General features: G+C 73.2%; 22 protein-coding genes, 1 tRNA gene and 1 pseudogene. 13 read left to right on the forward strand and 11 right to left on the reverse strand.

Features of this window, described 5'->3' with window-relative positions; genetic code table 11:
• Positions 1-13: 13 nt before the first annotated feature.
• The 4 genes and pseudogenes from ABZ564_RS11490 to ABZ564_RS11505 all read left to right on the forward strand — a co-directional run bounded on the left by ABZ564_RS11490 (position 14) and on the right by ABZ564_RS11505 (position 2,471).
• Positions 14-86, forward strand: a tRNA-Thr gene (locus tag ABZ564_RS11490).
• A 229-nt stretch (positions 87-315) separates the two neighbouring features.
• Positions 316-1,221, forward strand: coding sequence for an aminoglycoside phosphotransferase family protein (locus ABZ564_RS11495; protein ID WP_360853370.1), 906 nt, complete (start codon positions 316-318; stop codon positions 1,219-1,221).
• Positions 1,222-1,252: 31 nt separating this feature from the next.
• Complete coding sequence (locus tag ABZ564_RS11500) at positions 1,253-1,738, forward strand: GNAT family N-acetyltransferase (protein ID WP_360853373.1); 486 nt, start codon at positions 1,253-1,255, stop codon at positions 1,736-1,738.
• Positions 1,739-1,779: 41 nt separating this feature from the next.
• Positions 1,780-2,471, forward strand: a pseudogene (locus ABZ564_RS11505) (pentapeptide repeat-containing protein).
• Between the two features lie 134 nt (positions 2,472-2,605).
• On the opposite strand, the gene ABZ564_RS11510 reads toward ABZ564_RS11505, so the two are convergent.
• The 3 genes from ABZ564_RS11510 to ABZ564_RS11520 all read right to left on the reverse strand — a co-directional run bounded on the left by ABZ564_RS11510 (position 2,606) and on the right by ABZ564_RS11520 (position 5,316).
• A complete protein-coding gene (locus ABZ564_RS11510) occupies positions 2,606-3,103 on the reverse strand; it encodes a hypothetical protein (protein WP_360853376.1) in 498 nt (165 codons plus the stop codon).
• Between the two features lie 87 nt (positions 3,104-3,190).
• Positions 3,191-3,820 carry a response regulator transcription factor gene (locus tag ABZ564_RS11515; protein WP_360853379.1) on the reverse strand — a complete coding sequence of 210 codons (630 nt, stop codon included), beginning with the start codon at positions 3,818-3,820 and terminating at the stop codon, positions 3,191-3,193.
• A complete protein-coding gene (locus tag ABZ564_RS11520; protein ID WP_360853382.1) occupies positions 3,817-5,316 on the reverse strand; it encodes a sensor histidine kinase in 1,500 nt (499 codons plus the stop codon). The genes ABZ564_RS11515 and ABZ564_RS11520 overlap by 4 nt, the downstream gene beginning before the upstream one ends.
• Positions 5,317-5,549: 233 nt before the next feature.
• Between ABZ564_RS11520 and ABZ564_RS11525 the strand changes: the two genes are divergently transcribed.
• The 3 genes from ABZ564_RS11525 (at position 5,550) to ABZ564_RS11535 (ending at position 8,345) form a co-directional block, all read left to right on the forward strand.
• Entirely contained in the window at positions 5,550-6,104 is a 555-nt protein-coding gene (locus ABZ564_RS11525) for a heme-binding protein (RefSeq protein ID WP_360853385.1), read from the forward strand.
• Positions 6,105-6,134: 30 nt separating this feature from the next.
• Entirely contained in the window at positions 6,135-6,776 is a 642-nt protein-coding gene (locus ABZ564_RS11530) for an ankyrin repeat domain-containing protein (RefSeq protein ID WP_360853388.1), read from the forward strand.
• Positions 6,777-6,929: 153 nt separating this feature from the next.
• Positions 6,930-8,345: a M1 family metallopeptidase gene (locus tag ABZ564_RS11535; RefSeq protein ID WP_360853390.1), complete on the forward strand. Its 1,416-nt coding sequence runs from the start codon at positions 6,930-6,932 to the stop codon at positions 8,343-8,345.
• A 150-nt stretch (positions 8,346-8,495) separates the two neighbouring features.
• Here the strand turns inward: ABZ564_RS11535 and ABZ564_RS11540 are convergent, their stop codons facing one another.
• Positions 8,496-9,071, reverse strand: coding sequence for a TerD family protein (locus ABZ564_RS11540; protein ID WP_360853393.1), 576 nt, complete (start codon positions 9,069-9,071; stop codon positions 8,496-8,498).
• 167 nt (positions 9,072-9,238) lie between these two features.
• Between ABZ564_RS11540 and arfB the strand changes: the two genes are divergently transcribed.
• The gene (arfB, locus tag ABZ564_RS11545) at positions 9,239-9,673 is read left to right on the forward strand and encodes an alternative ribosome rescue aminoacyl-tRNA hydrolase ArfB (protein ID WP_360853396.1); all 435 of its coding nucleotides are present in this window, start codon (positions 9,239-9,241) and stop codon (positions 9,671-9,673) included.
• Positions 9,674-9,924: 251 nt separating this feature from the next.
• Here the strand turns inward: arfB and ABZ564_RS11550 are convergent, their stop codons facing one another.
• The gene (locus tag ABZ564_RS11550) at positions 9,925-10,431 is read right to left on the reverse strand and encodes a flavin reductase family protein (protein WP_360853399.1); all 507 of its coding nucleotides are present in this window, start codon (positions 10,429-10,431) and stop codon (positions 9,925-9,927) included.
• 315 nt (positions 10,432-10,746) lie between these two features.
• Here ABZ564_RS11550 and cdgB point away from each other — a divergent pair, with 315 nt between their 5' ends.
• Positions 10,747-12,381, forward strand: a complete 1,635-nt coding sequence (gene cdgB / locus ABZ564_RS11555) for a diguanylate cyclase CdgB (RefSeq protein WP_360853402.1) — start codon at positions 10,747-10,749, stop codon at positions 12,379-12,381.
• Positions 12,382-12,524: 143 nt separating this feature from the next.
• Positions 12,525-13,538 (forward strand): carbohydrate-binding protein, encoded by a 1,014-nt coding sequence (locus ABZ564_RS11560; protein WP_360853406.1) that lies wholly within the window; start codon positions 12,525-12,527, stop codon positions 13,536-13,538.
• A gap of 68 nt (positions 13,539-13,606) precedes the next feature.
• Here the strand turns inward: ABZ564_RS11560 and ABZ564_RS11565 are convergent, their stop codons facing one another.
• The 5 genes from ABZ564_RS11565 to ABZ564_RS11585 all read right to left on the reverse strand — a co-directional run bounded on the left by ABZ564_RS11565 (position 13,607) and on the right by ABZ564_RS11585 (position 18,818).
• Entirely contained in the window at positions 13,607-14,458 is an 852-nt protein-coding gene (locus ABZ564_RS11565; protein WP_360853409.1) for a class II fructose-bisphosphate aldolase, read from the reverse strand.
• Between the two features lie 82 nt (positions 14,459-14,540).
• On the reverse strand, positions 14,541-15,485 hold the full coding sequence (locus ABZ564_RS11570; RefSeq protein WP_360853412.1) for a 1-phosphofructokinase family hexose kinase: 945 nt from the start codon (positions 15,483-15,485) through the stop codon (positions 14,541-14,543).
• Between the two features lie 168 nt (positions 15,486-15,653).
• A complete protein-coding gene (gene nagA, locus ABZ564_RS11575; RefSeq protein WP_360853416.1) occupies positions 15,654-16,811 on the reverse strand; it encodes an N-acetylglucosamine-6-phosphate deacetylase in 1,158 nt (385 codons plus the stop codon).
• Positions 16,811-17,743, reverse strand: a complete 933-nt coding sequence (locus ABZ564_RS11580; RefSeq protein WP_360853419.1) for an ROK family protein — start codon at positions 17,741-17,743, stop codon at positions 16,811-16,813. The genes nagA and ABZ564_RS11580 overlap by 1 nt, the downstream gene beginning before the upstream one ends.
• A gap of 166 nt (positions 17,744-17,909) precedes the next feature.
• The gene (locus ABZ564_RS11585; protein ID WP_360853422.1) at positions 17,910-18,818 is read right to left on the reverse strand and encodes a sugar isomerase; all 909 of its coding nucleotides are present in this window, start codon (positions 18,816-18,818) and stop codon (positions 17,910-17,912) included.
• Positions 18,819-19,133: 315 nt separating this feature from the next.
• Between ABZ564_RS11585 and ABZ564_RS11590 the strand changes: the two genes are divergently transcribed.
• From ABZ564_RS11590 to otsB, 3 genes are all read left to right on the forward strand, one after another.
• Entirely contained in the window at positions 19,134-20,351 is a 1,218-nt protein-coding gene (locus tag ABZ564_RS11590; protein ID WP_360853489.1) for an extracellular solute-binding protein, read from the forward strand.
• 62 nt (positions 20,352-20,413) lie between these two features.
• Positions 20,414-20,686, forward strand: a complete 273-nt coding sequence (locus tag ABZ564_RS11595) for a DUF3263 domain-containing protein (protein WP_360853425.1) — start codon at positions 20,414-20,416, stop codon at positions 20,684-20,686.
• An 87-nt stretch (positions 20,687-20,773) separates the two neighbouring features.
• Positions 20,774-21,619: a trehalose-phosphatase gene (gene otsB, locus ABZ564_RS11600; protein ID WP_360853428.1), complete on the forward strand. Its 846-nt coding sequence runs from the start codon at positions 20,774-20,776 to the stop codon at positions 21,617-21,619.
• A gap of 23 nt (positions 21,620-21,642) precedes the next feature.
• On the opposite strand, the gene ABZ564_RS11605 is transcribed toward otsB, so the two are convergent.
• The gene (locus tag ABZ564_RS11605) at positions 21,643-23,034 is read right to left on the reverse strand and encodes a trehalose-6-phosphate synthase (RefSeq protein WP_360853431.1); all 1,392 of its coding nucleotides are present in this window, start codon (positions 23,032-23,034) and stop codon (positions 21,643-21,645) included.
• Positions 23,035-23,086 lie beyond the last annotated feature (52 nt).

Here is a 23,086-nt window from a genome sequence, read left to right on the forward strand (position 1 = left end):
AGGTGTGCGTCTTGCCGCCTTAGCTCAGTTGGAAGAGCGGGATACTTGTAATATTCAGGTCGTCGGTTCGATTCCGACAGGCGGCTCAAAACCCCAGGTCAGCGCCCCGCTGGCCTGGTTTTTTATGCCCGCGCCGCGTTAGCGGGTAGCACCCCAGGCCGGTCAGGGCTGCTGTCAGGTGGCCGATGTCCGGTGAAGGTCGGGCGGATGATCAGCGGAACCGTGTAGATCACCAGGACCCCGACCACGCCGGCGGAGAGCGGGGCGTGGCCGGAGGGCATGGCCCGATTGACGCATGCTCCTACGATCGGGGGTGTGATCGACATTCCGGATGCGCTCGTCGCTGCTCAGTCCGCGTACAACGGGGCGGCGGGGCGTGCGTTCGTGGCCGCGTTGCCGGAGACGGCGGCGGAATTCCTGGAGCGGTGGGGGCTGCGGCGGGACGGTGAGGCGATGCACGGGGTGTGCGCGCTGGTCCTGCCGGTGGTGCGGGTGGGGGACGGGTGTCGGGCGGTGCTGAAGTTGCAGCCGGTGGACGCGGAGACGGTGGGGGAGCCGGTCGCGCTGCGGTTGTGGGGGGACGCGGGGGGCCGGGCGGTGCGGTTGCTGGAGCACGATCCGGTGACCGGGACGATGTTGCTGGAGCGGCTGGACGGGCGTCGTTCGCTGGAGGGGATGGCGGACGCGGGCCGGGCGGTGCGGGTGATCGCCGAGTTGCTGGCGGGGCTGACGGCGGTGCGGCCGGGGGCGGGGGCCGGGTTGCGGGGGCTGGGGGAGGCGGCTTCCCGGATGCTGGCTGCCGCGCCGGGGGTCGTGGCGGCGCTGGCGGACGAGGAGGAGCGGCGGCTCGTACGGGACTGTGCGGCGGCGGTGCGTGAGGTGGCGGGGGAGTCGGGTGACCGGTTGCTGCACTGGGATCTGCACTTCGGGAACGTGCTGGCGGGGGACGGCGGGGCCGGGTGGGTGGCCATCGATCCGAAGCCGTTGGTGGGGGATGCGGGGTTCGAGCTGCTGCCCGCGCTGGTGAACCGTTTCGACGCGGACGCGGTGGGGTCGCGGTTCGACGTGATGACCGGGGTGCTGGGGCTCGACCGGGGGCGGGCGGCGGCGTGGACGCTGGGGCGGGTGCTCCAGAACGCGTGCTGGTCGGTGGAGGGCGGGGCGCGGCGGCTGGCGCCGGAGCAGGGGGAGATCGCCCGGGTACTGCTGGGCCGGGGGTAGGGGCCGGTGGGGCCCTGTTTACGCTGCCCCCATGATTCGTACTGCTACCGCCGCCGATGTCCCCGTCCTGCACGCCATGGTGTGTGAGCTGGCCGATTACGAGAAGGCGCTGCACGAGGTGCGTGCGACGGAGGAGCAGTTGCGGGAGGCGCTGTTCGGGGAGCGGCCGGCCGCGTTCGCGCACATCGCGGAGTCCGACGAGGACGGCGAGGTCGTGGGCTTCGCGCTGTGGTTCCTGAACTTCTCGACGTGGCGCGGGGTGCACGGGATCTACCTGGAGGACCTGTACGTGCGTCCCGGGCGGCGGGGCGGCGGGTACGGGAAGGCGCTGCTGACGGAGCTGGCGCGGATCTGTGTGGAGCGGGGTTACGAGCGCCTGGAGTGGTCGGTGCTCGACTGGAACGCCCCGTCGATCGCGTTCTACGAGTCGCTGGGCGCGCGTCCGCAGGACGAGTGGACGGTGTACCGGCTGACGGACGGCGCGTTGGCGGAGCTGGGCGGGGCTGCCGGGGCCTGACCGCGTGGGTCCCCGCCTCGTTGTCAGTGGGGTGCGTCACGATGGGGGGCATGGTGCGCGGTGGTGGTGGTCGGGGTGGCGGTGTCGCGGCGGCGCGGCGTCCGGAGGTGCGGTTGCCGCCGCTGGTGGAGTTCGAGGGGGCGGGCTCGAACCGGACGGGGATTACGACGGGGTGCGGTTCGGGGCGTCCGTCGACCTGGCGGACGCGTCGGGCCGGGGCGCGCGGTTCATGGACTGCGCGCTGGAGGGGTGCGCCCTGGACCGCGCGGACCTGGCCCGGGCGCGGTTCATCGACTCGGTGCTGACGGGGGTACGGGGGGTGGGCACCGATCTCGCGTCGGCGTCGCTGCGGGACGTGGAGGTGGTGGACGCGCGTCTGGGCGGGGCGCAGTTGCACGGTGCGGTGCTGGAGCGGGTGGTGGTGCGGGGCGGGAAGATCGACTACCTGAATCTGCGGGAGGCCCGGCTGAGGGACGTGGTCTTCGAGGGGTGTGTGCTGGCGGAGCCGGATTTCGGGGGTGCGCGGCTGACGCGGGTGGAGTTCCGGGACTGCGTGCTGAAGCGGGCGGACTTCAGCGCGGTGCGGATGGAGGCGGTGGATCTGCGGGCGGTCGCGGAGCTGGACATCGCGCGGGGTGTGGAGCGGCTGGCGGGGGCGGTGATCAGTCCGGTGCAGCTGATGGACCTGGCGCCTGCGTTCGCGGCGCAGATCGGGGTGCGGGTGGAGGCGTAGCCCTTGCGGGGTGCGGTGCGGTGCGGTGCGCTGCGGTGCCGGCCGGTGTGCGCGGGCGGGAGGGCGCGGCGTCGGGCGTCGTGTGCGTGGGCGGGTGCCGGTACGGGGCGGCGCGGCGGGGGCCGTGTCGGTGGTCAGATGCGGGGGAAGCGGGCCTGGAGGTCCCAGACGGCGGGGTTGTCGGCCAGGCCCTCGTGCATGTCGGCGAGGTCGGCGATCAGGTCGTGCAGGAAGTCGCGGGCCTCGCGGCGCAGCAGGGAGTGGCTGAAGGTGAGGGGCGGTTCCTCGGGGTCCATCCAGTCGGCCTCGATGTCGACCCAGCCGAAGCGGCGCTCGAAGAGCATGCGGTCGGAGGACTCGGTGAAGTCGAGTTCGGCGACCTGGCGGCGGTGCGAGCGGCTGCCGCGGGGGTCCTGGTCGAGCTGCTCGACGATGTCGCACAGGGCCCAGGCGAAGTCGAGTACCGGCACCCATCCCCAGGCTGTGGATACTTCGCGGTCCTCCTTGGTGTTCGCGAGGTAGACGTCCCCGGAGAACAGGTCGTGGCGCAGCGCGCGGACGTCCGCGCGGCGGTAGTCGGTCTGCGGGGGGTCGGGGAAGCGGCGGGAGAGGGAGTAGCCGATGTCGAGCACGGTTCGATGGTGTCATGCCCGGCGTGTCGCCCTGTACCGGCGAGGTGCCTCGTACCGGCACGTCGCCCCGTACCGGTGAGGTGCCCGTTACGGGAGCAGGCGCTGTTCCTTGGCGAGGGCGACGGCGCCCGCGCGGGTGTCGACGCCGAGCTTGTCGTAGATGCGCCCGAGGTGCGTCTTGACGGTCGCCTCGCTGATGAACAGGGCGCGGGCGATCTCGCGGTTGCCGAGGCCCCGGGAGAGCTGGCCGAGGATGTCGCGTTCGCGGTCGGTGAGGGTGGGGCGGGGTGCCCGCATGCGCGCCATCACGCGGCTGGCGACGGGCGGGGAGAGCGTGGTGCGGCCCTGGGCGGCGGAGCGGATGGCGGCGAAGAGTTCTTCGGGGCGTTCCGCCTTGAGCAGGTAGCCGGTGGCGCCGGCTTCGATGGCGCGCGTGATGTCGGCGTCGGTGTCGTACGTGGTGAGGACGAGGACGTGGGTGCCGGTGCCGGCCGCGATGCGGCGGGTCGCTTCCACGCCGTCGATGCCGGTGCCGAGCTGGAGGTCCATCAGGACGACGTCGGGGGTGAGCCGGGTGGCGAGCGCGACGGCTTCCTCGCCGCTGCCGGCCTCGCCGACGACCTCGATGTCGGGTTCGCTGCCGAGGAGGGCGAGGAGCCCGGCTCGTACGACGGCGTGGTCGTCGCAGAGCAGGATGCGGATGCGGTCGGCGGTCATGCGGGGTCCTGGGGGGTGGGGGCGACGGGCAGGGTGGCGGTGACGACGGTGCCTTCGCCGGGGGCCGATTCGATGGCGAGGGTGCCGCCGAGCTGGTGGAGGCGGGCGCGCATGGCGGGGAGCCCGTGGCCGCGCACGCCGCGGGGGGTTTCGGGGGTGGCGGGGGGCGTGAAGCCGTGGCCGTTGTCGGCGATGTCGAGGACGGTGCGGTCGTCGAGGTGGGTGAGGGTGAGGGCGGCCTCGGTGGCTCCCGCGTGTTCGGTGACGTTGGCCAGCGCGCCCTGGGCGATCCGCAGCAGCGCGGACTGGGTGCGGTCGGGCAGGGCGGTGGGCGGGGCTCCCTCGATGTGGCAGCGGACGGTGAGCCGGCCCTGCGCCTGGGCGGTTTCGCGGGCGGCGAGTGCGTGCAGGGCGGCGTCGAGGCCGCCGCCCTCGGCCAGGTCGGCGGGGGCCAGGTCGTGGACGAAGCGGCGGGCTTCGGCGAGGTTGCGTTCGGCGATGCCCTCGGCGGTACGGATGTGGCGCCGGGCGGCGGCCGGGTCGGTGTCCCAGGTGCGGTCGGCGGCCTGGAGGAGCATCTGCTGGCTGGACAGGCCCTGGGCGAGGCTGTCGTGGATTTCCATGGACAGCCGCTGGCGTTCGGCGAGTGTCCCTTCGCGGCGCTCGGTGGCGGCGAGTTCGCGGCGGGTGCGGAGCAGGTCGTCGATGAGCCGGCCCTGCTGTACGGCCTGGCGCCGCATGTGGACGAACACGGCGGTGGCGACGGCCGCGACGGCGGGCGGGGCGAGCACGAGGTTGGGGTCGAAGCCGTGGGCGAGGCGGAGTTGCGCGGCCACGACGAAGAGGGTGAGCAGAGCGACGAGAACGTACGCGGCGCGGGCCGGCAGGATGCGCAGCCCGGTGTAGAAGAGCGGCACCGCGCACCAGGCGAAGCTGGGCGCGAGGACGACCACCACCATCCATACGAGGACGAGCCCTCCGAGCCAGACGAGACTGCGGGCGGTGGGGCGTGAGCCGAGCACCGGCCCGACGACGTAGAGCACGGCCAGGGCGATGGACAGCCCGATGATCCAGGGGGTGCGGGCCTCCCCGGGGTGGCGGAGCAGGAACCGGGCGAGCGAGGCGCCGAGCAGCAGGAAGAACGCGGCGTGCATGAGGAGGGCGAGGGGGCGGGTGGCGGCGTCGTCGGCGCCGGCTTCCCCGGCGACGTCCGCGTCTCCGTCGGGGGCGGTGCTTTCGGAGTCCCCGGCGGGGGCGGGCGCCGGGTGGGGCGGGGTGCGGTGCGGTTGCGCGGCTTCGCGCGCCGACGAGGGGCGCGGCGCGAGGCCGGGCGCCTGCGCGGTGTCCGGCTCGGAGGCCGGGTCGCGCGTCGGCGTGGTGTCGCGCGTCGGCCCGGCGTCGGGCTCGGGCGCCGCGTCGCGTTCCGGACCCGGGCCGTGGCGGGTCGTGCCCCGGTCCGGGGGTGGGTGTTGCTCGGACCCCTGGTCGCGTTCCACCTCGTACTCCCGATTCCGGTCCCGAAGGGACCCCCGCTGACCTGCGTGGACATTCCATCGTCACCCCGGGCGGGGGCCCGCGCATCATCCGATCGGCCGATGGGGACGTCAGCCGTCCCGGGCGCCAGGTCGAGCCGGTACGACGACCGGAGGGGGGCGGTTCCGGGCCAAGGATGGGTGGCAGGACGCGGGGGCCGCCCGCCTCCGCCCCGTCCCCGACCGAGGAGTCCCTGATGAAGAAGATGTCGCTGCGTACCCGTGTCCTGACCGGTGCCGTCACCGCCGCCGCCCTGGGGGCCGGCACCTTCGGTGCGATGTCCGCGAACGCCGCCCCGGCCGCCGCCCCCGCCACCACCGTCAAGGCCGACCCCGCGCACCGTGACCTCCAGCAGACGACGCACCTGACGCTCGACGCCGCGACGAAGGCCGCGAAGGCCGCCCTGGACGCGGCGGCGAAGGAGAACCAGCGTGTCGCGGTGTCCGTCGTCGACCGCAACGGCAACACGATCCTGACCCTGCGCGGCGACGGCTCGGGCCCGCAGGCGTACGAGTCGGCCGAGAAGAAGGCGTACACCGCCGTGTCGTGGAACGCCCCGACCTCCGAGTTGGCCAAGCGGCTCGCCCAGGCCCCGAACCTGAAGGACATCCCTGGCACGCTGTTCCTCGCGGGCGGCGCCCCCGTGCAGGTGGAGGGTGCCCCGGTGGCGGGCATCGGGGTCGCGGGCGCGCCCAGCGGCGACCTGGACGAGAAGTTCGCGCGGGCCGGTGTCGCCGCCCTCGCCAGGTAGTACGTACACGCAGACCTCCGGGAGACGGACATGAACGCCCTCGATCACCAGCTGCTCGACGCCGCACGCACCGGCGACACCGATGGAGTGCGGACCGCGATCGAGGGCGGCGCCCGGGCCGACGCCCGCGACGAGGAGTCGCGCACCGCGCTGCTCCTGACCGTCCAGGGGGATCACGTCGAGGCCGCCCGGCTGCTCGTCGCGGCGGGCGCCGACCCGGACGCGCGGGACCGGCGCGAGGAGAGCCCGTGGCTGGCCACCGGTGTGACGGGCAGCGTGGAGATGCTGCACGTCCTGCTGCCGGCCGGTCCCGACCTGAAGCTGCGCAACCGGTTCGGCGGGATCGCGCTGATCCCGGCGAGTGAGCGCGGTCATGTCGCGTACGTGCGGGAGCTGCTGCGGGTCACCGACATCGACGTCGACCACGTCAACCGGCTCGGCTGGACCGCCCTGCTGGAGGCGGTGATCCTCGGTGACGGCGGCCGGGCGCACCAGGAGATCGTCGAGCTGCTGCTCGCGGCGGGCGCGACGCCGGGGCTGGCGGACGGCGACGGGGTGACGGCGCTGGAGCACGCGGAGCGGCGCGGCTTCGCGCGGATGGCGGCGCTGCTGCGCGACGCGGAGGGCTCGGTCGGCGCGGACGCCGGGCCGGAGAGCGGGGGCGCGCGGTGAGCGCCCGCAGGTCCGGGGCGCGTGATGAGCGCCCGCCTCCTCGTCGCCGTCGCAGTGTGCCTCGCACCGCGCGGACGGCCCCCGGGGATCGCGGTGCTGTGGCGTCGGCCCAGCCCACCCGGATCATGACATTCCGCACATAGGATCATCTGTGTGGATCATCGAACCCCGGCAGGCCGGAGGGCGGCCCGCGCCGCCCTTCCGCTGCTCGTCCTCGCCCTCCTCGCGCCCGCCTGTTCCGGCGGGGTCGAGGGCAGGCCGGGCGCCGCCGGTGCGCGCGACCCGTACTTCCCGAAGCTGGGCAACGGCGGTTACGACGTCACGCACTACGCCCTCACGCTCGACGTGGGCCCGGGCGGGCGGACACTGCGAGGAAAGGCCGAGATCACCGCGCGGGCCACTCAGGACCTCAGCTCGTTCAATCTGGACCTGGCGGGGCTGACCGTGGACTCGGCGACCGTGGAGGGGCGGCCGGCCGCCGTGAACCGGGCGGGGAGCGAGCTGACGCTGCGTACGGACGCGAAGGTCGAGGACCGGCTGCGCGAGGGCGAGACGTTCCGCACCATCGTGCGCTACTCCGGCTCCCCGAAGACCATCACGGACCCGGACGAGTCCGAGGAGGGCTGGCTGCCGACCGACGACGGGGCGGTGGCCCTCGGTGAGCCGGCCGGTTCGATGGCCTGGTTCCCCGGCAACCACCACCCGGGCGACAAGGCCGCGTACGACCTGACGGTCACCGTGCCGAAGGGTCTTACGGCGGTCTCCAACGGCGTGCTGGCGGGGCGGCCGGTGACGGAGAGGGGCCGGACCACCTTCCGCTGGCACACCGCCGAGCCGATGGCGAGCTATCTCGCGACGCTGGCCGTCGGGCGGTTCGAGACGAGGGCGTCGACGATGGCGGGCGGCATCACGGTGTTCACGGCCGTGGACCCCGAGGTGGCGAAGGCGAGCACGCGGACGGTCGCCCGGGTGCCGGAGGTGGTGGCGTGGGAGGCGGAGCACTTCGGTCCGTATCCGTTCTCGGCGACGGGCGCGATCGTGGACCGCGAGGGCGACGCGGGGTACGCGCTGGAGACGCAGAACCGGCCGTTCTTCCCCGGGCCGCCGAGCGTCGGGCTGCTCGTCCACGAGATGGCGCACCAGTGGTTCGGTGACTCGGTCACGCCGGAGAGCTGGCGCGACATGTGGCTGAACGAGGGTCCGGCGACGTACGCGGAGTGGCTGTGGGAGGAGGAGAAGGGGGGCACCCCGGCGGAGGAGTCGTTCGAGGACGCCTACGAGGACGAGGACAACTGGGCGTTCCCGCCCGCCGATCCGCCGTCCGCCGCGCGGATCTCGGACGATCCGGTGTACGGGCGCGGGGCGATGGTGATCCACAGGATCCGCGAGGCGGTCGACGACGACCAGGAGTTCTTCGCGCTGCTGAAGGGGTGGACGGAGAAGTACCGGCACGGCAACGCGTCGACGGCGGACTTCACGGCGTACGTGGAGGAGCGGACGGGGCAGGATCTGTCGGGGCTGTGGAAGGCGTGGCTGTACGGCAGGGACCGGCCGGCCCTGGACGGCTGACCGGGTTTCCTGACGCGGGCGGGGCGGGCCCGGCGGCTGGGCTTCGACGGCCTGGTGCGGCCGTGCACGGGAGCCCCCGGCCGCAGGACGTTCGGCCGGGGGCTCCCGTGAAACGGACGTACGGACGTACGAGACGTCAGGGACCGGGTGTCAGAGGGTGACGCCGAAGTCCTGGGCGATGCCGCGCAGACCGGAGGCGTAACCCTGGCCCACGGCGCGGAACTTCCACTCGGCGCCGTTGCGGTACAGCTCGCCGAAGACCATGGCGGTCTCGGTGGCGGCGTCCTCGCTCAGGTCGTAGCGGGCGATCTCGGCGCCGCCGGCCTGGTTGAGGATGCGGATGTAGGCGTTGCGCACCTGGCCGAAGTTCTGGCTGCGGGTCTCGGCGTCGTAGATCGAGACCGGGAAGACGATCTTGTCCACGTCGGCCGGCAGGCCCGCCAGGTTGACGTTGATCTGCTCGTCGTCGCCCTCGCCGGCACCCGTGAGGTTGTCACCGGTGTGCACGATGGTCTGGTCCGGCGTCGCCTTGTTGTTGAAGAAGACGAAGTGTCCGTCGGAGTAGACCTTGCCGCCCGCGTTGACCGCGATCGCGGAGGCGTCGAGGTCGAAGTCGGTGCCGGTGGTGGTACGGACGTCCCAGCCGAGGCCGACCGTGACGGCGGTGAGGCCGGGGGCCTCCTTGGTGAGGGAGACGTTGCCGCCCTTGGACAGGCTTACTGCCATGGGAAGTCCCTTTCATCTGTCGGGTGCGGGCTTCGCGGTCACGAAGCTACCGTCACAGGTCATAACGCCGACAGGGGACCGAGAGGTTCCGCCCGCCTTTGCTTTCTTTACCGAAGGGGCCGCGGCGCGGCAAAAGAAGGTGACGAACACCTGGTGGGGCGGGGAACATGGGTGTCATGTCCGGGCCCTATGTCATCCGCGGTTCGGTCTCCCTGCCGGAGGCCGAACTGATGTGGCGTTTCTCGCGGTCCTCCGGGCCCGGCGGGCAGCACGTCAACACCAGCGACTCCCAGGTGGAGCTGCGCTTCGACCTCGCGGCCACCGAGGCGCTGCCCGAGGTGTGGAAGGAACGCGCGCTGGAGCGGCTGGCCGGACGGCTCACCGACGGCGTGATCGCGGTCCGGTCCTCCGAGCACCGCTCCCAGTGGCGCAACCGCGAGACGGCCGCCGTACGGCTTGCGGCGCTGCTGGCGGAGGCGTCCGCCCCGCCGCCCAGGCCGCGCGTGAAGCGGAAGGTTCCTCGCGGGATCAACGAGCGCCGGCTGCGGGAGAAGAAGCAGCGCGGCGAGACCAAGCGGGGTCGCGCGGGGCGCGACTGGTAGGGCCCGGGCGCGGAGCGGCCGGCCGGCCGTACGCGCGGTGGCGGCTGCCGGTGCCGTCCCTGGCTGCGGGCCGCCCCCCGACGGGCCCGCCCCTGCAATTCCCCGGCGTCCCGCCGAGGGCCGGCCTGCACCCCCCGAGGGGCCGGGGCCTGCAACCCCCCGAGGGCCGGCCTGCGTCGTCCCCCAGGGGACCTGCGCCCCCGACGGGCCCGCCTGCGCGTTCCCCGACGGCCCCCTGCGGGTCGGTGACCTCAGCCCAGGTGCCGGTAGCGTCCCCGGAAGTACGTCAGTGGGCCGCCGTCGCCGCTCGGGACCTGCGCGGTCAGGACCCGGCCGATCACCAGGGTGTGGTCGCCCGCCACCACGCGCTGCTCCGTGCGGCACTCCAGCGTCGCGAGCGCGCCGCCCGCCAGGGGGGCGCCGGTGACCTCGCCGCGTACGTAGGGGATGTCCTCGAAGAGCAGCCGGTCGCTGATCCGGCCCTTCATCGCGAACCGTCCGGCGATGTGCCGCTGGCTCTCCGCCAGCACGGACACCGCCCACAGCGGCTGCTCCGCCAGCAGGTCGTCCATCCGGGAGTCGTTGCGCAGGCTCACCATGACCAGCGGCGGGTCCAGGGAGACCGACATGAAGGCGGTCGCGGTCATCCCGACGTCCTCGCCGCGCCCGTTCTCGTCGAGCGGCGGCTCCTGGGCGGTGACCAGCACCACGCCGGCCGCCAGCCGGGACAGGGCGGCCCGGAACTCTTCGTTGCTCACCCCCTCAGCATGGGGGACGGGCTCGGTACGCGGGGTGGGGGGCTTCGTCTGCAACACATCCGGAACGCTAGCCGGGCGTGCCGTGCCCCCGCATCGGGCCAGGGGACCAGCCGGGTCCTAGGACCACAGGGCCGCTGACCTGCTCTCATCACCCCGCGCTCATTTGTGACTTGAGTCACAGAGTGCGATATTTGCTGACCCTGTGTACCGGGTGCACAGCTCGCTGTGATTCAGTTGCGAGGACACTGCAGTAAGTACGTCACGTACGTCGATATGAATTCTGGAGTGCTGTCGAGGTCTCGGGGAGTGCGAGCGATGGACGCCGAGTCGGAGCCCTACGTCCGTCTCGCGACGATGCGGAAGCTGCACCAGGCCGTCGCCGATCTCAACACGGCGCGGAGTCTGGCCGACACCCTGCAGACCGTGGCCGACGGGATCGTCGCCAACCTCGGCTACGAGCTCGCCTGCGTCAACATCGTCCGCCCCGACGGCGATCTCGTCGTCGCCGCCCTGGCGGGGAACCACGCGGCCGAGGCCCTGATCACCGGCCGGGTCGGTTCCCGCGACTCCTGGGAGCGCCGGCTCGCCATGGGCGAGGCGTGGAACGAGCTGCGTTTCATACCGCACACCGAGGGCTGGGTCCTCCTCGACGACGACGTGCCGCAGTGGTACACGGAGGGCCCCGAGCCCCGCTTCGAGGACGAGTGGCACCCGCAGGACCGGCTCTACGCCCCGATGTACGCCTCCGGCTGCGACGCGGACCTCCTGGGCGTCATATCCGTCGACCGGCCGCGCAACGGACGCCGCCCGGGCGCCTGGGGACGCGAGGCGCTCCAGATGTACGCCTCGCAGTCCGCCATCGCGATCAGCAACGCCAGCCTCCGGGCCAACATGCAGCGGGCCCTGGTCCGGCTGGAGCGCGAGCAGCAGGCGCTGCGGGCCAGTGAGGAATCCTTCCGCCAGGCCTTCGAGTACGCCCCCAGCGGCATGGCGATCGCGGAGCTGGGAGGCGACCAGCAGGGGCGGCTGCTGCGGACCAACGACGCGCTGTGCCGGCTGCTCGGCCGCCCGGCCTCGGTGCTGCGCCGGTACTCCTTCGCGGACCTGGTCCACCCCGAGGACATCGGCACCCTGCTCCGTACCTCCGCCGAGGGCGGTCGTGCCGAGCTGCGCCTGGGCCGGCGGGACGGTTCGTACCTGTGGGTGTCGCTGCGCAACTCCGTCGTCGCGGACGCCGCGGACGGGCCGCGGTTCCTGCTGACGCACGTCGAGGACATCGAGGAGCGCAAGCGCCACGAGCTGAACCTCGCGCACCGCGCCTCGCACGACGCGCTCACCGGGCTGCCCAACAGCGCGGAGCTGCGGACCCGGCTCGGCGCCCGGCTGTGCGCCCGGCCGGACGCCGCGGCGACCACCGACGTGGAGGCGCTGGACGCGGCATACGGGGACGGGGACGAGCTCCGGGGGTACGCGCCGGTGGGCGGTTCGGGGGCCCACCCGTTCGACCACCATGTGCACGCGGTGGCGCCGGACACGGCACGCGACGACGGTGCGAAGGGGCTCGCGGTCCTCTTCTGCGACCTGGACGGCTTCAAGTCGATCAACGACCGGTTCGGGCACCACACGGGTGACGCGGTTCTCATCGAGGTGGCGCGCCGGCTCACCACGTGTGTGCGGGACGGGGACACCGTCGCCCGGCTCGGGGGTGACGAATTCGTCGTCCTCGCGGACGGCCTGGGCGCGGCGGACGCGGCTGACCTGGCCGTCCGTCTGCGAAATGCCATCATTCCGCCCATTCGCGTCGACGGGCGCGCGGTGCGGGTCGGGGCGAGTTTCGGCATCGGCTGGGCGGCCTGCGGGATGACCGCGGAAGAGGTGCTGCGCTCCGCCGACCAGCGGATGTACATCGAGAAGCGGTCGAGGTCGAAGGTTCACCGCAGGGCCGGCTGATGTTCGTCCGCGCTGTTCCGCCGGGATTCCCGCGGTGATGCGCGTCAATTCTTGACATCGTCCATTCGAGGTAGGCTCGGCCGGTCGGCGAGGGCCGGCGCTATTCGGCGACGGCTGGCGACATGGTGAGGAGTGACCCAGGGATGGCCGGTAACAACGGCGCGAGCACACCCGAGGACGACGATCCGTTCGGCTACCTCTACGCGGACGGGCAGGCTGCCGGTGCGCAGCCGCCGGGGCAGGGCGGCTACGGCTACCCGGGTCCCGCCGCCCAGCCGGGTGTGCCCCGGACCTCGTACAACCAGGTGCGGACCGTCGGCGAGCGCCAGTACGGGCAGCAGGCGCCGCAGCAGCAGGCGTACGGGTATCCCCCTCAGGCGCCCCAGGGCCGGCCGAACGGGCAGTACGCCCAGCAGAACGGCCCGTACGGCCGGCCGAACCCGCAGTACGCCGCTCCGGAGACGTATCCCGGGGGCGCGGCCGCCGGCCAGGCGTCGCAGCAGGGCGGGCGCGGCGGTTCGGGCGGCTCCGGCAAGGGCGGTCCGAACACCAAGGGCCTGCTGATCGCCGCGGTCGCGGTGGTCGCGGTGGTGCTCATCGGCATCGGCGCGGCGCTGATGACGGACGACGGCGACAAGGACAAGAAGGCCGAGGCGACGTCCTCCGAGGGCCCGGGCAACCAGGTCGAGCAGTCCCCGACGCCGGAGCCGTCCCAGAGCTCGTCGGCCCCGGCCGAGCTGCCGAAGCAGGACGCGGCCGCGCTGAAGCTGGGCGGCACGGCGCAGCTCGACAACTCGGTGAAGGGCGCCAAGAGCGCGAGCGGGCAGTACATCAACCTCAACCAGGTGGGCCGGTCGGCGACCTGGTCGGTGGAGGTGCCGGAGGCCGGTGAGTACACGCTGTTCGTGACGTACGGCGTGCCGGGCAAGGACGCCAGGACGTCGTTGACGGTCAACGCCGAGGCGCCGCGCTCCATCAACATGAAGAACTTCGCGAACGCTCCCGAGGGCGACCTGGAGAAGGGCTGGACGACGACGTACGCCTACGTCAACCTCGTCAAGGGCTCGAACACGCTGATGATCTCGTGCAACGAGGGCGATCAGTGCGACGCCAACCTGGACCAGCTGTCGCTGAAGGCCGGTCACCAGACCCGCTGACCGGTGCCCACGGCATTGCGGCCCCCTCGCCTCCGGGCGAGGGGGCCGGCGCGTTTCCCGGTCCGGGATCAGCCCATCAGGGCGAGGAAGCCGGCGACCGTCGCGGCCATGGCCTCGCGGCCGGGGGCGATGTACTTGCGGGGGTCGACGCCCGTGGTGTTCTCGGCCAGGTGGGCGCGGACGGCTCCGGTGAACGCGGTGTTCAGGGCGGTGCCGACGTTGATCTTGACCATGCCGGAGGCGGCGACGGCCTGCCGGATCTCGTCGTCCGGGACGCCGCTGGAGCCGTGCAGGACGAGCGGGACGGGGACGGCGGCGCGCAGCCGGCCGATCAGCTCGTGGTCCAGGGCGGCGGTGCGCTCGGTCATGGCGTGCGAGGAGCCGACCGCGACCGCGAGGGCGTCCACGCCGGTGGCGGCGACGTACGCGGCGGCCTCGTCCGGGTCGGTGCGGACGCCGGGGGCGTGGGCGTCGAGCGGGGCCTCGCCCTCCTTGCCGCCGACCTTGCCGAGTTCGGCCTCGATCCAGATGCCGCGCTCGTGGCCCCAGGCGACGGCCTCGGCGGTGGCCCGGACGTTGTCCTCGTAAGCGAGCTTGGAGGCGTCGAACATCACGGAGCCGAAGCCCTCGTCGTGGGCCCGGTGGAGCAGGTCCACGGACTCGACGTGGTCGAGGTGCAGGGCGAGGGGGGCGCTGGAGGTCCGGGCGACGGCGGCGGCCGCGGCGGCTATGGCGGTGAGCCGGCCGCCGTGGAACTTCACGGCGTTCTCGGAGATCTGGAGGATGGCGGGGGCGCCGGCGCGTTCGGCGCCGGTGGCGATGGCCTCCGCGTGTTCCAGCGTGATGACGTTGAAGGCGGCGATCCCGCGTCCCCGGGCCTGGGCGGCGGAGACGAGTTCACCGGTGCTGACGAGCGGCATTGCTGACCTCTGTGTGTTTCCCCGGGCCCGGCGGGCGGGCCCGGTGTGGTGCGCGGGGCGGGCCCCGCTTCTGGCGCGGTCCTCAGACCGCTCCTGGTCCTTGTTCCTCGACGGCGACGCTCGGCAGCAGCTCCTCGTACGCCGTGCGGTCGAAGTCGCCCGCGGTGGGGGCCAGCACGGTCGCCGTCGACAGGGCCACCGCCCGGCGCAGCCGGTCCGGCCAGCTCAGGGACTCCACGAGGCCGGAGAGCAGTCCGGCGACCGCGGAGTCGCCCGCTCCGGTCGGGTTGCCCTTGACGGGGGCGGGCGGCGAGGCCCGCCAGACGCCGTCGGGGGTGACCGCGAGCATGCCGTCCGGGCCGAGTGAGGCGATGACGCCGTGGGCGCCGCGGCGGCGGGCGTCGCGGGTGGCGCGCAGGGGCTCGCGGGAGCCGGTGAGCTGGGCGAGCTCGTCGGCGTTCGGCTTGATCAGGTCGGGGCGGGCGGCGATGCCCCGGCGCAGCGGTTCGCCGCTGGTGTCCAGGAGGACGGGGACGTCGGCGGTGCGGGCGAGCCGGACGAGTTCGCCGTAGGCGCCGACGTGGATGCCGGGCGGGAGGCTGCCGCACAGGGCGACCGCGTCGGCGCTCTCCAGCAGGCCGGCGTACGTGTCGAGGAAGGCGGTCCACTCGTCGGCGGTGACGTGCGGCCCGGGTTCGTTGAACTGGGTGGTGTCGCCGGTGGCCGCGTCGACGACCGCGAGGGTGCGGCGGGTGTCGCCGGAGACGGGGACGAGCGCGTCGGTGAGGGTGGCCTTCTGCGGGGGGAGCGCGGCGAGCAGGTCGCGCAGGACGGCTCCGTTGGCGCCGCCGGCGAAGCCGGTGACGACGGTGTCGTGGCCGAGGGCGGTGAGGACGCGGGCGACGTTGAGGCCCTTGCCGCCGGGGCGCTGCGAGAGGTCGGTGACCCGGTGGCTGGAGTGCGGTACGAGTTCGGGGACGCCGTAGGTCAGGTCGAGTGCCGTGTTCAGCGTGACCGTGAGGATCACCGCGGCCGCCCCTTCGCTTTTGATCCGTGCTGAGCGCTGTTTCCTTGCCGGAAGGCGCTTTCCGTGCTGGTTTCCCAGGCGATCATGTCAAAGAGGGGGCGGTCGGCCCAGCCCTCGGGGCCAACCGCCGTCTCTTCGTTATGTACGCGATTCGCGTTGTTCCGCGTGTTATCGGGCGGTCTCGGGCCGGACGATCCACTCGCCCTTGCGCATGACGCCCTTGAGCCGGAAGCCCTCGTCCAGGACGACCAGGTCGGCGTCCTTGCCGGGCTCCAGCGAGCCGACCCTGTCGTACACGCCGAGGAGGCGGGCCGGGGTGGCGGAGATGGACCGGACCACGTCCTCGACCGGGATGCGGTCGATGGTCACGGCCCGGTGGAAGGCGGTGTCCAGGGTGAGGGTGGAGCCGGCGATGGAGTCGCCCTCGACGAGGCGGGCGACGCCGTTCTCGACGTTCACGGCGAGCGGGCCCAGCTGGTAGCGGCCGTCGCCGAAGCCGGCCGCGTCCATGGCGTCCGTGATCAGGGCGACGCGGTCGGCGCCGGCGTGGTGGTAGGCCAGTCCGAGCGCGGCCGGGTGCAGGTGCGTGCCGTCGTTGATCAGCTCGACGGTGACCCGCTCGTCCTCCAGGAGGGCGGTGATCGGGCCGGGCGCGCGGTGGCCGATGGCCGGCATCGCGTTGTAGAGGTGGGTGGCGACGGTGGCACCGGCGTCGATCGCCTCGACGGTCTGCTCGTACGTGGCGTCGGTGTGGCCGATGGCCGCGATGACGCCGTGCTCGGCGAGCAGCCGTACGGAGTCGATGCCGCCGGGCAGTTCGGTGGCGAGCGTGAACATCTTCGCGGTGCCGCGGGCGGCGTCCATCAGCTTGCGGACCTCTGCCGGGTCCGGGTGGCGCAGCAGGCCCTCGCTGTGGGCGCCCTTGCGGCAGGGGGAGATGAAGGGGCCCTCGAAGTGGATGCCGGCGAGGTCGCCCTGCTCGACGAGCTCGGAGAGGATGCCGGCGCGTTCGGCGAGGAAGTCCATCTCGCCGGTGACCGTGGAGGCGACCAGGGTGGTGGTGCCGTGCTCGCGGTGGGTGCGGACGCCGGTGAGGACCTCGTCGACGGTGCCGGAGGTGAAGGAGGCGCCGCCGCCGCCGTGGTTGTGCAGGTCCACGAAGCCGGGGACGATCCAGTGGCCGGAGAGGTTTAGGACGGGGGCGCCCTCGGCCCGGCCGCCGGAGATGCGGGTGCCTTCGACGGTCACCCGGCCGTCCTCGACGGTGCCGGTGGGCAGTACCACCCGGGCCCCTGCGAGAACGGTGCTGTCTGCGCGTCCGGCCATCAGGCGGATACCTCCGTGGAGAGAAGATCCCAGGCGAGCAGCCCTGCGCCCAGGCATCCGGCGGTGTCCCCGAGGGCCGCCGGGACGATGTGGGGCAGCTTCTGGAACGTGACGCGTTCCTCGACGGCCGCACGGAGTGGTGTGAACAAGGTTTCCCCGGCTTCGGCGAGCCCGCCACCGATGATGAGCGTGCGCGGGTCCAGCAGGGTGAGCGCGGTGACGAGCCCGGCGGCGAGCGCGTCGACGGCGTCGCGCCACACCGCGACGGCCTTCGGGTCGCCCGATTCGACGGCCTTGGCGCAGTCGGCGGCGTCCGCGGCCGGGTCGCCGGAGGCGGCCGCCCAGGCGCGGCTGACGGCGGAGGCGGAGGCCAGGGTCTCCAGGCAGCCGCGCTGGCCGCAGCCGCACTCCGGGCCGTCCGGTCGGATCACGATGTGCCCGATCTCGCCGGCGTAGCCGTGGGCACCCTCCTCGATCGAGCCGGTGATGCCGATGGCCCCGGCGATCCCGGTGCCGAGCGGGATGAACAGGAAGCGGTCGGCGCCCTTGCCGGCGCCGATCCGGCCCTCGGCGAGTCCGCCGGTCCTGACGTCGTGGCCGAGCGCCACGGGCACGCCGCCGAGCCGTTCGCCGAGCAGCCGGCGCATGGGCACGTCGCGCCAGCCCAGGTTCGCCGCGTAGACGGCGATCCCCTTCTCCGCGTCGACGATGCCGGGCACGGCGACGCCGGCCGCGAGGGCGCTCTCGCCGAAGTGCTTCTCGCCGTGGGCGCGCAGGTCGGCGGCGAAGGCGAGGATCGACTCCACGACGGCGTCGGGGCCGCGCTCTCTGCCGGTCGCGCGCCGTGCCTCGTGGAGCAGGGCGCCATCGGCCCCGACCAGTGCGGCCTTCATTCCGGTGCCGCCCACATCGAGGGCGATGACGTGTTTCACGGGAAACAGTTTCGCCCGGGGGACCCCAAAAGGTCTAGTCCACTATCGTTGTTTGTTGCGCGTCCATACAAAATCCCGGTACCGGTTACGGGGAACGGCCCGGTTCGCCGGGAAGGCCGCCCGGGAGAGGCGCGGCGCCCCTCGGCCGCCCCCGGCCCCGGCGGCCCTACTCCGGCAGGATCACACTGCGCGAGAGATTACGGGGGTGATCGGGGTCGTATCCCTTCGACTCGGCGAGGGCCACCGCGAGCCGCTGCGCGCGGATCAGGTCGGCCATCGGGTCCGCCGAGCGGTGGGCGACCAGGGTGCCGCCGACCGCCGTCACCTCGCCGGCCAGTCCCTCGGGGAGGGCGCCGAAGACCCAGGCCACCCGGTTGGGCCCGGTGATCGCGATCGGGCCGTGGCGATACTCCATCGCCGGGTACGACTCGGTCCAGGCGCCCGCCGCCTCGCGCATCTTCAGCCCGGCCTCCTGGGCCAGGCCGTAGGTCCAGCCGCGCCCCAGGAACGTCCACTGCTCGGCCGCGACGACCGCCTCGTCCAGCGGTTCGGTCACCGCCAGCTCCGCGTCGACCGCCGCCTCGGCGACCGTCTTCACGCCCGCCGGAAGCGGACCGGCCGCTTCCAGGCCCGCCCGCAGGAAGGCGAGCGCGGTGGTGGCGAACCGGGTCTGGACCACCGACTCCTCGTCCGCCCAGTCCAGTACGGCCACCGCGTCGGCGGCCTCCATGACGGGCGTCTTCGGGTCTCCCGTCAGCGCGACGGTGGCGGTCTTCCCGCGCAGCTCGCCCAGGAGCGCCAGCACCTCGCTCGTCGTACCGGACCGGGTGATCGCCACCACCCGGTCGTACGGCCGTCCGACGGGGAACTCCGAGGAGGCGTACGCGTCCGTCTCGCCCTGTCCGGCGGCCTCCCGCAGCGCCGCGTAGGCGATGGCCATGAACCAGGAGGTGCCGCAGCCGGTGACCGCGACGCGCTCGCCCGGTCTCGGCAGGCCCTCGAACTCCGCGCCCGCCTGCGCGGCACGCCGCCAGCAGCCGGGCTGGGTGGCAATCTCGGTTGCGGTACGCGACATGCGGGACGGCTCCTTGCGGCTGGGCGGGCGGGGCGGCTCGACGGGGAGTGGCACGCGGCGACTAAAGATCTGGACCATCAAGACCCGTACGCCGAGACCTACTTAGCAGCCGCCCCGGCTCCCGTGCAATGCCGCCGCGTCGTGGAAGCGATGCCACCTGTGGTGTAGACCTTTACGCCGGTGGCGGGCAGAATCGCAGCTCCCCCGGAGGGCCCCGCGCGGACGTGGGAGCCGCGGGCGGTGGAATCGACGAGGACGGACTGAGCTGTGCAGCGGCGTTACTTGGGACTGACGGCGGCTGTCGCCGCGCTGGGAATGACGGCGACGCTGTCGGGCTGCGACAGCGGCGGCGGCTCGGGCGACGTCACGCTGACGGTGGTCGCGGCCGACTACGGGACGAGCGAGGAGAACAAGTCCGACACGTACTGGGACGCCGTCGCCCGCGACTTCGAGGCGTCCCACCCCGGCATCGAGGTCGAGGTCACCGTCCTGCCCTGGACGGACGTCGACCGCGAGGTCGCCAGGATGGTCAAGGACGGCAAGGCCCCCGACATCGCGCAGATCGGCGCTTACGCGGACTACGCCAAGGCCGGGAAGCTCTACTCCGCCGACGAGATGCTGGCCATCCGCACCCAGGCCAACTTCCTGCCGAAGCTCGTCGACGCGGGCAAGGTCAACCGCATCCAGTACGGGCTGCCGTTCGTCGCCAGCACCCGGCTGCTCTTCTACAACGAGAAGCTCTTCAGCCGGGCCGGCCTCAAGGCCCCCCGCACCTGGAGCGACATCGCCTCCGACGCCACCGTGCTCAGGCAGCGCGGCGTGACGTACCCCTTCGCGCTGCCGCTCGGCCCGGAGGAGTCCCAGGCCGAGACCCTGATGTGGATGCTCAGCGGAGACGGCGGCTACACCGACGACGTCGGCTCGTACGCCATCGACTCGGAGGAGAACGTCAGGACGTTCGACTGGCTGAAGTCGAACCTCGTGGACAAGGGCCTCACCGGCCCCGTCGCACCCGGCGGGCTCAACCGCGCGAAGGCCTTCGAGGCGTTCGCGAAGGGGCAGGTCGGCATGCTCAACGGCCACCCCACGTTGATGGAGGAGGCCGAGCGGAAGGGCGTCGAGGTCGGCATGGTCCCCCTCCCCGGCGCGAAGGGTCCCACCGAGGGGTCCATGGGCGTCGCCGACTGGATCATGGGCTTCAGGCAGAACGACCACCGGCGCCCGATCGGCGAGTTCCTCGACTTCCTGTTCACCGACAAGAACGTGATCGAGTTCGCCGACACGTACGACATGCTGCCCGTCACGAGCAGCGCGTCGGCGTCGATGGAGGACGACCCCCGGTTCAAGCCGCTGCACAAGTTCCTGGCGGCGCTGCCGCAGGCGGAGTTCTACCCGTTCGGCAAGACGTCCTGGGCGCGGGCGAGCGAGTCGATCAAGGAGAACATCGGCAAGGCGGTGGAGCCGGGGGCGAGCCCGGAGAGCGTGCTCGAGCGGATAGCCCGGGAATCGGCGGCGGCGGAGGCGGCGGAGTAGGTGGCGGAGGCGGTGGCAGGCCGAGCGGGCGCGGGGGCGGGCCGCGCCATATATTGGCTGATATGACCGCCCATCCCCCGAACGGCCCTTCGGACACTCCCGACGAGCCCGCCCCGCTGTCCGACCGCGACCGCGCGGTCCTGGCGGTCGAGCGGCAGTCGTGGGCGGGGCCGGGGGCGAAGGAGCGGGCGATCCGGGAGCGGCTCGGGCTGTCGCCCACCCGGTACTACCAGCTGCTGAACGCGTTGCTGGACGACCGGCGGGCGTTGGAGGAGGATCCGGTGACGGTGAACCGCCTCCGGCGCGTACGGGAGGCGAGGCGGGGGAGGCGGTAGGGCCGGTGCGCCCGGGGTGGCGTGTCCGAGGGGTCCGGGGCTCCGGTCCCGCCCGCGCTCGGGGGGCCGCGGCGATACGCTCACCGCATGGGCAGCCATCCGTACACCCCCGCCACCGCCCCCGGCCGCGCCGGCCTGGACGCCATCCTCGCCCGCCCGGCCGGAGCCCTCGTCGCGCTCGACTTCGACGGGACGCTCGCGGACATCGTGCCGGACCCGGAGCAGGCGCGCGCGCACCCCGGGACCGTCGAGGCGCTGGCCGCGCTCGCGCCGCGGGTCGGGTCGGTGGCCGTGATCACCGGGCGGCCCGCCGAGGTCGCCGTGCGGTACGGCGGGTTCGCCGGGGTCGCCGGGCTCGACCACCTCGTCGTCCTCGGGCACTACGGCGCCGAGCGCTGGGACGCCGCGACCGGGACCGTGCACGCCCCGGCCCCGCCTCCCGGGGTCGACGCCGTGCGCGCCGAACTGCCGGGCGTACTGGAGGAGTTCGGCTTCCGGGGTGGGACCTGGACGGAGGACAAGGGGCGGGCCCTCGCCGTGCACACCCGGCGTGCCGCCGACCCGCAGGCCGCGTTCGAGGCGCTGCGCGGACCCCTCGGCGAGCTGGCCGCGAGGCACGGGCTGATCGTCGAACCGGGGCGGCTCGTACTGGAGTTGCGTCCGCCGGGCATGGACAAGGGCGTCGCGCTCACCGAGTACGCGCGCGAGACCGGCGCCACGTCCGTGCTGTACGCGGGCGACGACCTGGGCGACCTCGCCGCCTACGCCGCCGTGGAGAAGCTGCGCACGGACGAGGCGAACCCCGTGCCCGGCCTGCTCATCTGCAGCGGGAGCGCCGAGGTGCCGGAGCTGGCCGAGCGCGCCGACCTGTCGGTGCCCGGCCCGGGCGCCGTCGTGGACTACCTGCGCTCACTCGCCGAGCGGCTGGCGTAGCGCGGGGCCTGCGAAACCCGCCCTCAGCCCGCGCGCAGCGCCTCCAGCTGGTCCAGGAACCACTGCTGCGGCGGCAGCGCGGTGGCCGCCTCGGCCAGGCGTTCCGAGCGGGCGGCGCGCACGTCGTCCGGGAGCGTCAGCGCCTCGTGCAGGGCGTCGGCGGTGGCCGAGACGTCGTACGGGTTGACCGTGAGCGCGTGCTCGCCCAGTTCCTCGTACGCGCCGGCCTCGCGGGAGAGGACCAGCGCGCAGCCCTCGTCGGAGACGACCGGGACCTCCTTGGCGACCAGGTTCATGCCGTCGCGGATGGGGTTGACGAGGGCCACGTCGGCCAGCCGGTACGCGGCGAGCGAGCGGGCGAAGTCGTCCTTGACGTGCAGGACGACCGGGGTCCAGTCCGCCGTGCCGTACGTCTTGTTGATCGCGTCGGCGAGCTGCTGGACCTCCGCGGTGTACTCCCGGTAGACCGCGAGGTCCTGGCGCGAGGGGTAGGCGAACGCCACGTGCACCACGCGTTCGCGCCACTCGGGGCGTTCGTCGAGGAGGGCGCGGTAGGCGTGCAGGCCCCGGACGATGTTCTTGGACAGTTCCGTGCGGTCGACCCGGACGATGGTCCTGCGGCCGGGCCCGATCTGTTCGCGCAGGGCCGCCATCCGCTCGTCGACGTCCGGCTCGTGCGCGCGGCGGCGCAGGAATCCGGCGTCGGCGCCCAGGCCGTGCACCCCGATGCGGGTGCGGCCGGTGCCGCCCAGGATCTCCGTGCAGCAGCCGATGAAGGCGTCCGCCCAGCGGCGGGTCAGGAAGGCGGCGCGGTCGGCGCCGAGGATGCCGCGCAGCAGCTGTTCGGCGATGTCGTCGGGGAGCAGCCGGAAGTAGTCGACGGGGGCCCACGGGGTGTGCGAGAAGTGGCCGATCCGGAGGTCGGGGCGCAGTTCGCGGAGCATGCCGGGGACGAGCGAGAGGTGGTAGTCCTGCACCAGGACGCTCGCGCCCTCGCCCGCCTCCTCGGCGAGCGCTTCGGCGAAGGCGCGGTTGTACGCCTCGTAGGAGGCCCACTGCCTGCGGAACTCCGCGTCGAAGACGGGCTCGACGGGCGTCTGGTACAGCATGTGGTGGACGAACCACAGCACGGAGTTGGCGATGCCGTTGTACGCGTCGGCGTGCACGTCGGCGTCGATGTCGAGCATGCGGACGCCCGGCTCGCCGACCCCTCTGCGCACCGCCTCCCGGTCGCCGGCGCCGAGCGCGGCGCAGACCCACATCTTGTCGTCGACGGCGCTGAGGCCGGAGACGAGTCCGCCCCCGCCCCGTTTCGCTTCGAGGGAGCCGCCCTCGCCCAGTGTGTACGACACGGGGCCGCGGTTGGACGCGACGAGGACCTGGGCAGCGGGCTGGGGGGCGTGCTCGGAGACCATGGCCGGAATCTAGCCCGATCCGGAACCGCCCAAACGTACGAAGTCGGACCGG

Source organism: Streptomyces sp. NPDC019224, from assembly GCF_040632605.1.
Classification (GTDB): domain Bacteria; phylum Actinomycetota; class Actinomycetes; order Streptomycetales; family Streptomycetaceae; genus Streptomyces.

Coding starts and splice junctions, on each gene's coding strand:
- ABZ564_RS11515 (WP_360853379.1), bottom strand. CDS start 3,820: ATGACCGCCGACCGCATCCGCATCCTGCTCTGCGACGACCACGCCGTC.
- ABZ564_RS11560 (WP_360853406.1), top strand. CDS start 12,525: ATGGCCGGTAACAACGGCGCGAGCACACCCGAGGACGACGATCCGTTC.
- ABZ564_RS11540 (WP_360853393.1), bottom strand. CDS start 9,071: ATGGCAGTAAGCCTGTCCAAGGGCGGCAACGTCTCCCTCACCAAGGAG.
- ABZ564_RS11530 (WP_360853388.1), top strand. CDS start 6,135: ATGAACGCCCTCGATCACCAGCTGCTCGACGCCGCACGCACCGGCGAC.
- ABZ564_RS11565 (WP_360853409.1), bottom strand. CDS start 14,458: ATGCCGCTCGTCAGCACCGGTGAACTCGTCTCCGCCGCCCAGGCCCGG.
- nagA (WP_360853416.1), bottom strand. CDS start 16,811: ATGGCCGGACGCGCAGACAGCACCGTTCTCGCAGGGGCCCGGGTGGTA.
- arfB (WP_360853396.1), top strand. CDS start 9,239: ATGGGTGTCATGTCCGGGCCCTATGTCATCCGCGGTTCGGTCTCCCTG.
- ABZ564_RS11590 (WP_360853489.1), top strand. CDS start 19,134: ATGACGGCGACGCTGTCGGGCTGCGACAGCGGCGGCGGCTCGGGCGAC.
- ABZ564_RS11500 (WP_360853373.1), top strand. CDS start 1,253: ATGATTCGTACTGCTACCGCCGCCGATGTCCCCGTCCTGCACGCCATG.
- ABZ564_RS11585 (WP_360853422.1), bottom strand. CDS start 18,818: ATGTCGCGTACCGCAACCGAGATTGCCACCCAGCCCGGCTGCTGGCGG.
- ABZ564_RS11595 (WP_360853425.1), top strand. CDS start 20,414: ATGACCGCCCATCCCCCGAACGGCCCTTCGGACACTCCCGACGAGCCC.
- ABZ564_RS11525 (WP_360853385.1), top strand. CDS start 5,550: ATGAAGAAGATGTCGCTGCGTACCCGTGTCCTGACCGGTGCCGTCACC.
- cdgB (WP_360853402.1), top strand. CDS start 10,747: ATGGACGCCGAGTCGGAGCCCTACGTCCGTCTCGCGACGATGCGGAAG.
- otsB (WP_360853428.1), top strand. CDS start 20,774: ATGGGCAGCCATCCGTACACCCCCGCCACCGCCCCCGGCCGCGCCGGC.
- ABZ564_RS11605 (WP_360853431.1), bottom strand. CDS start 23,034: ATGGTCTCCGAGCACGCCCCCCAGCCCGCTGCCCAGGTCCTCGTCGCG.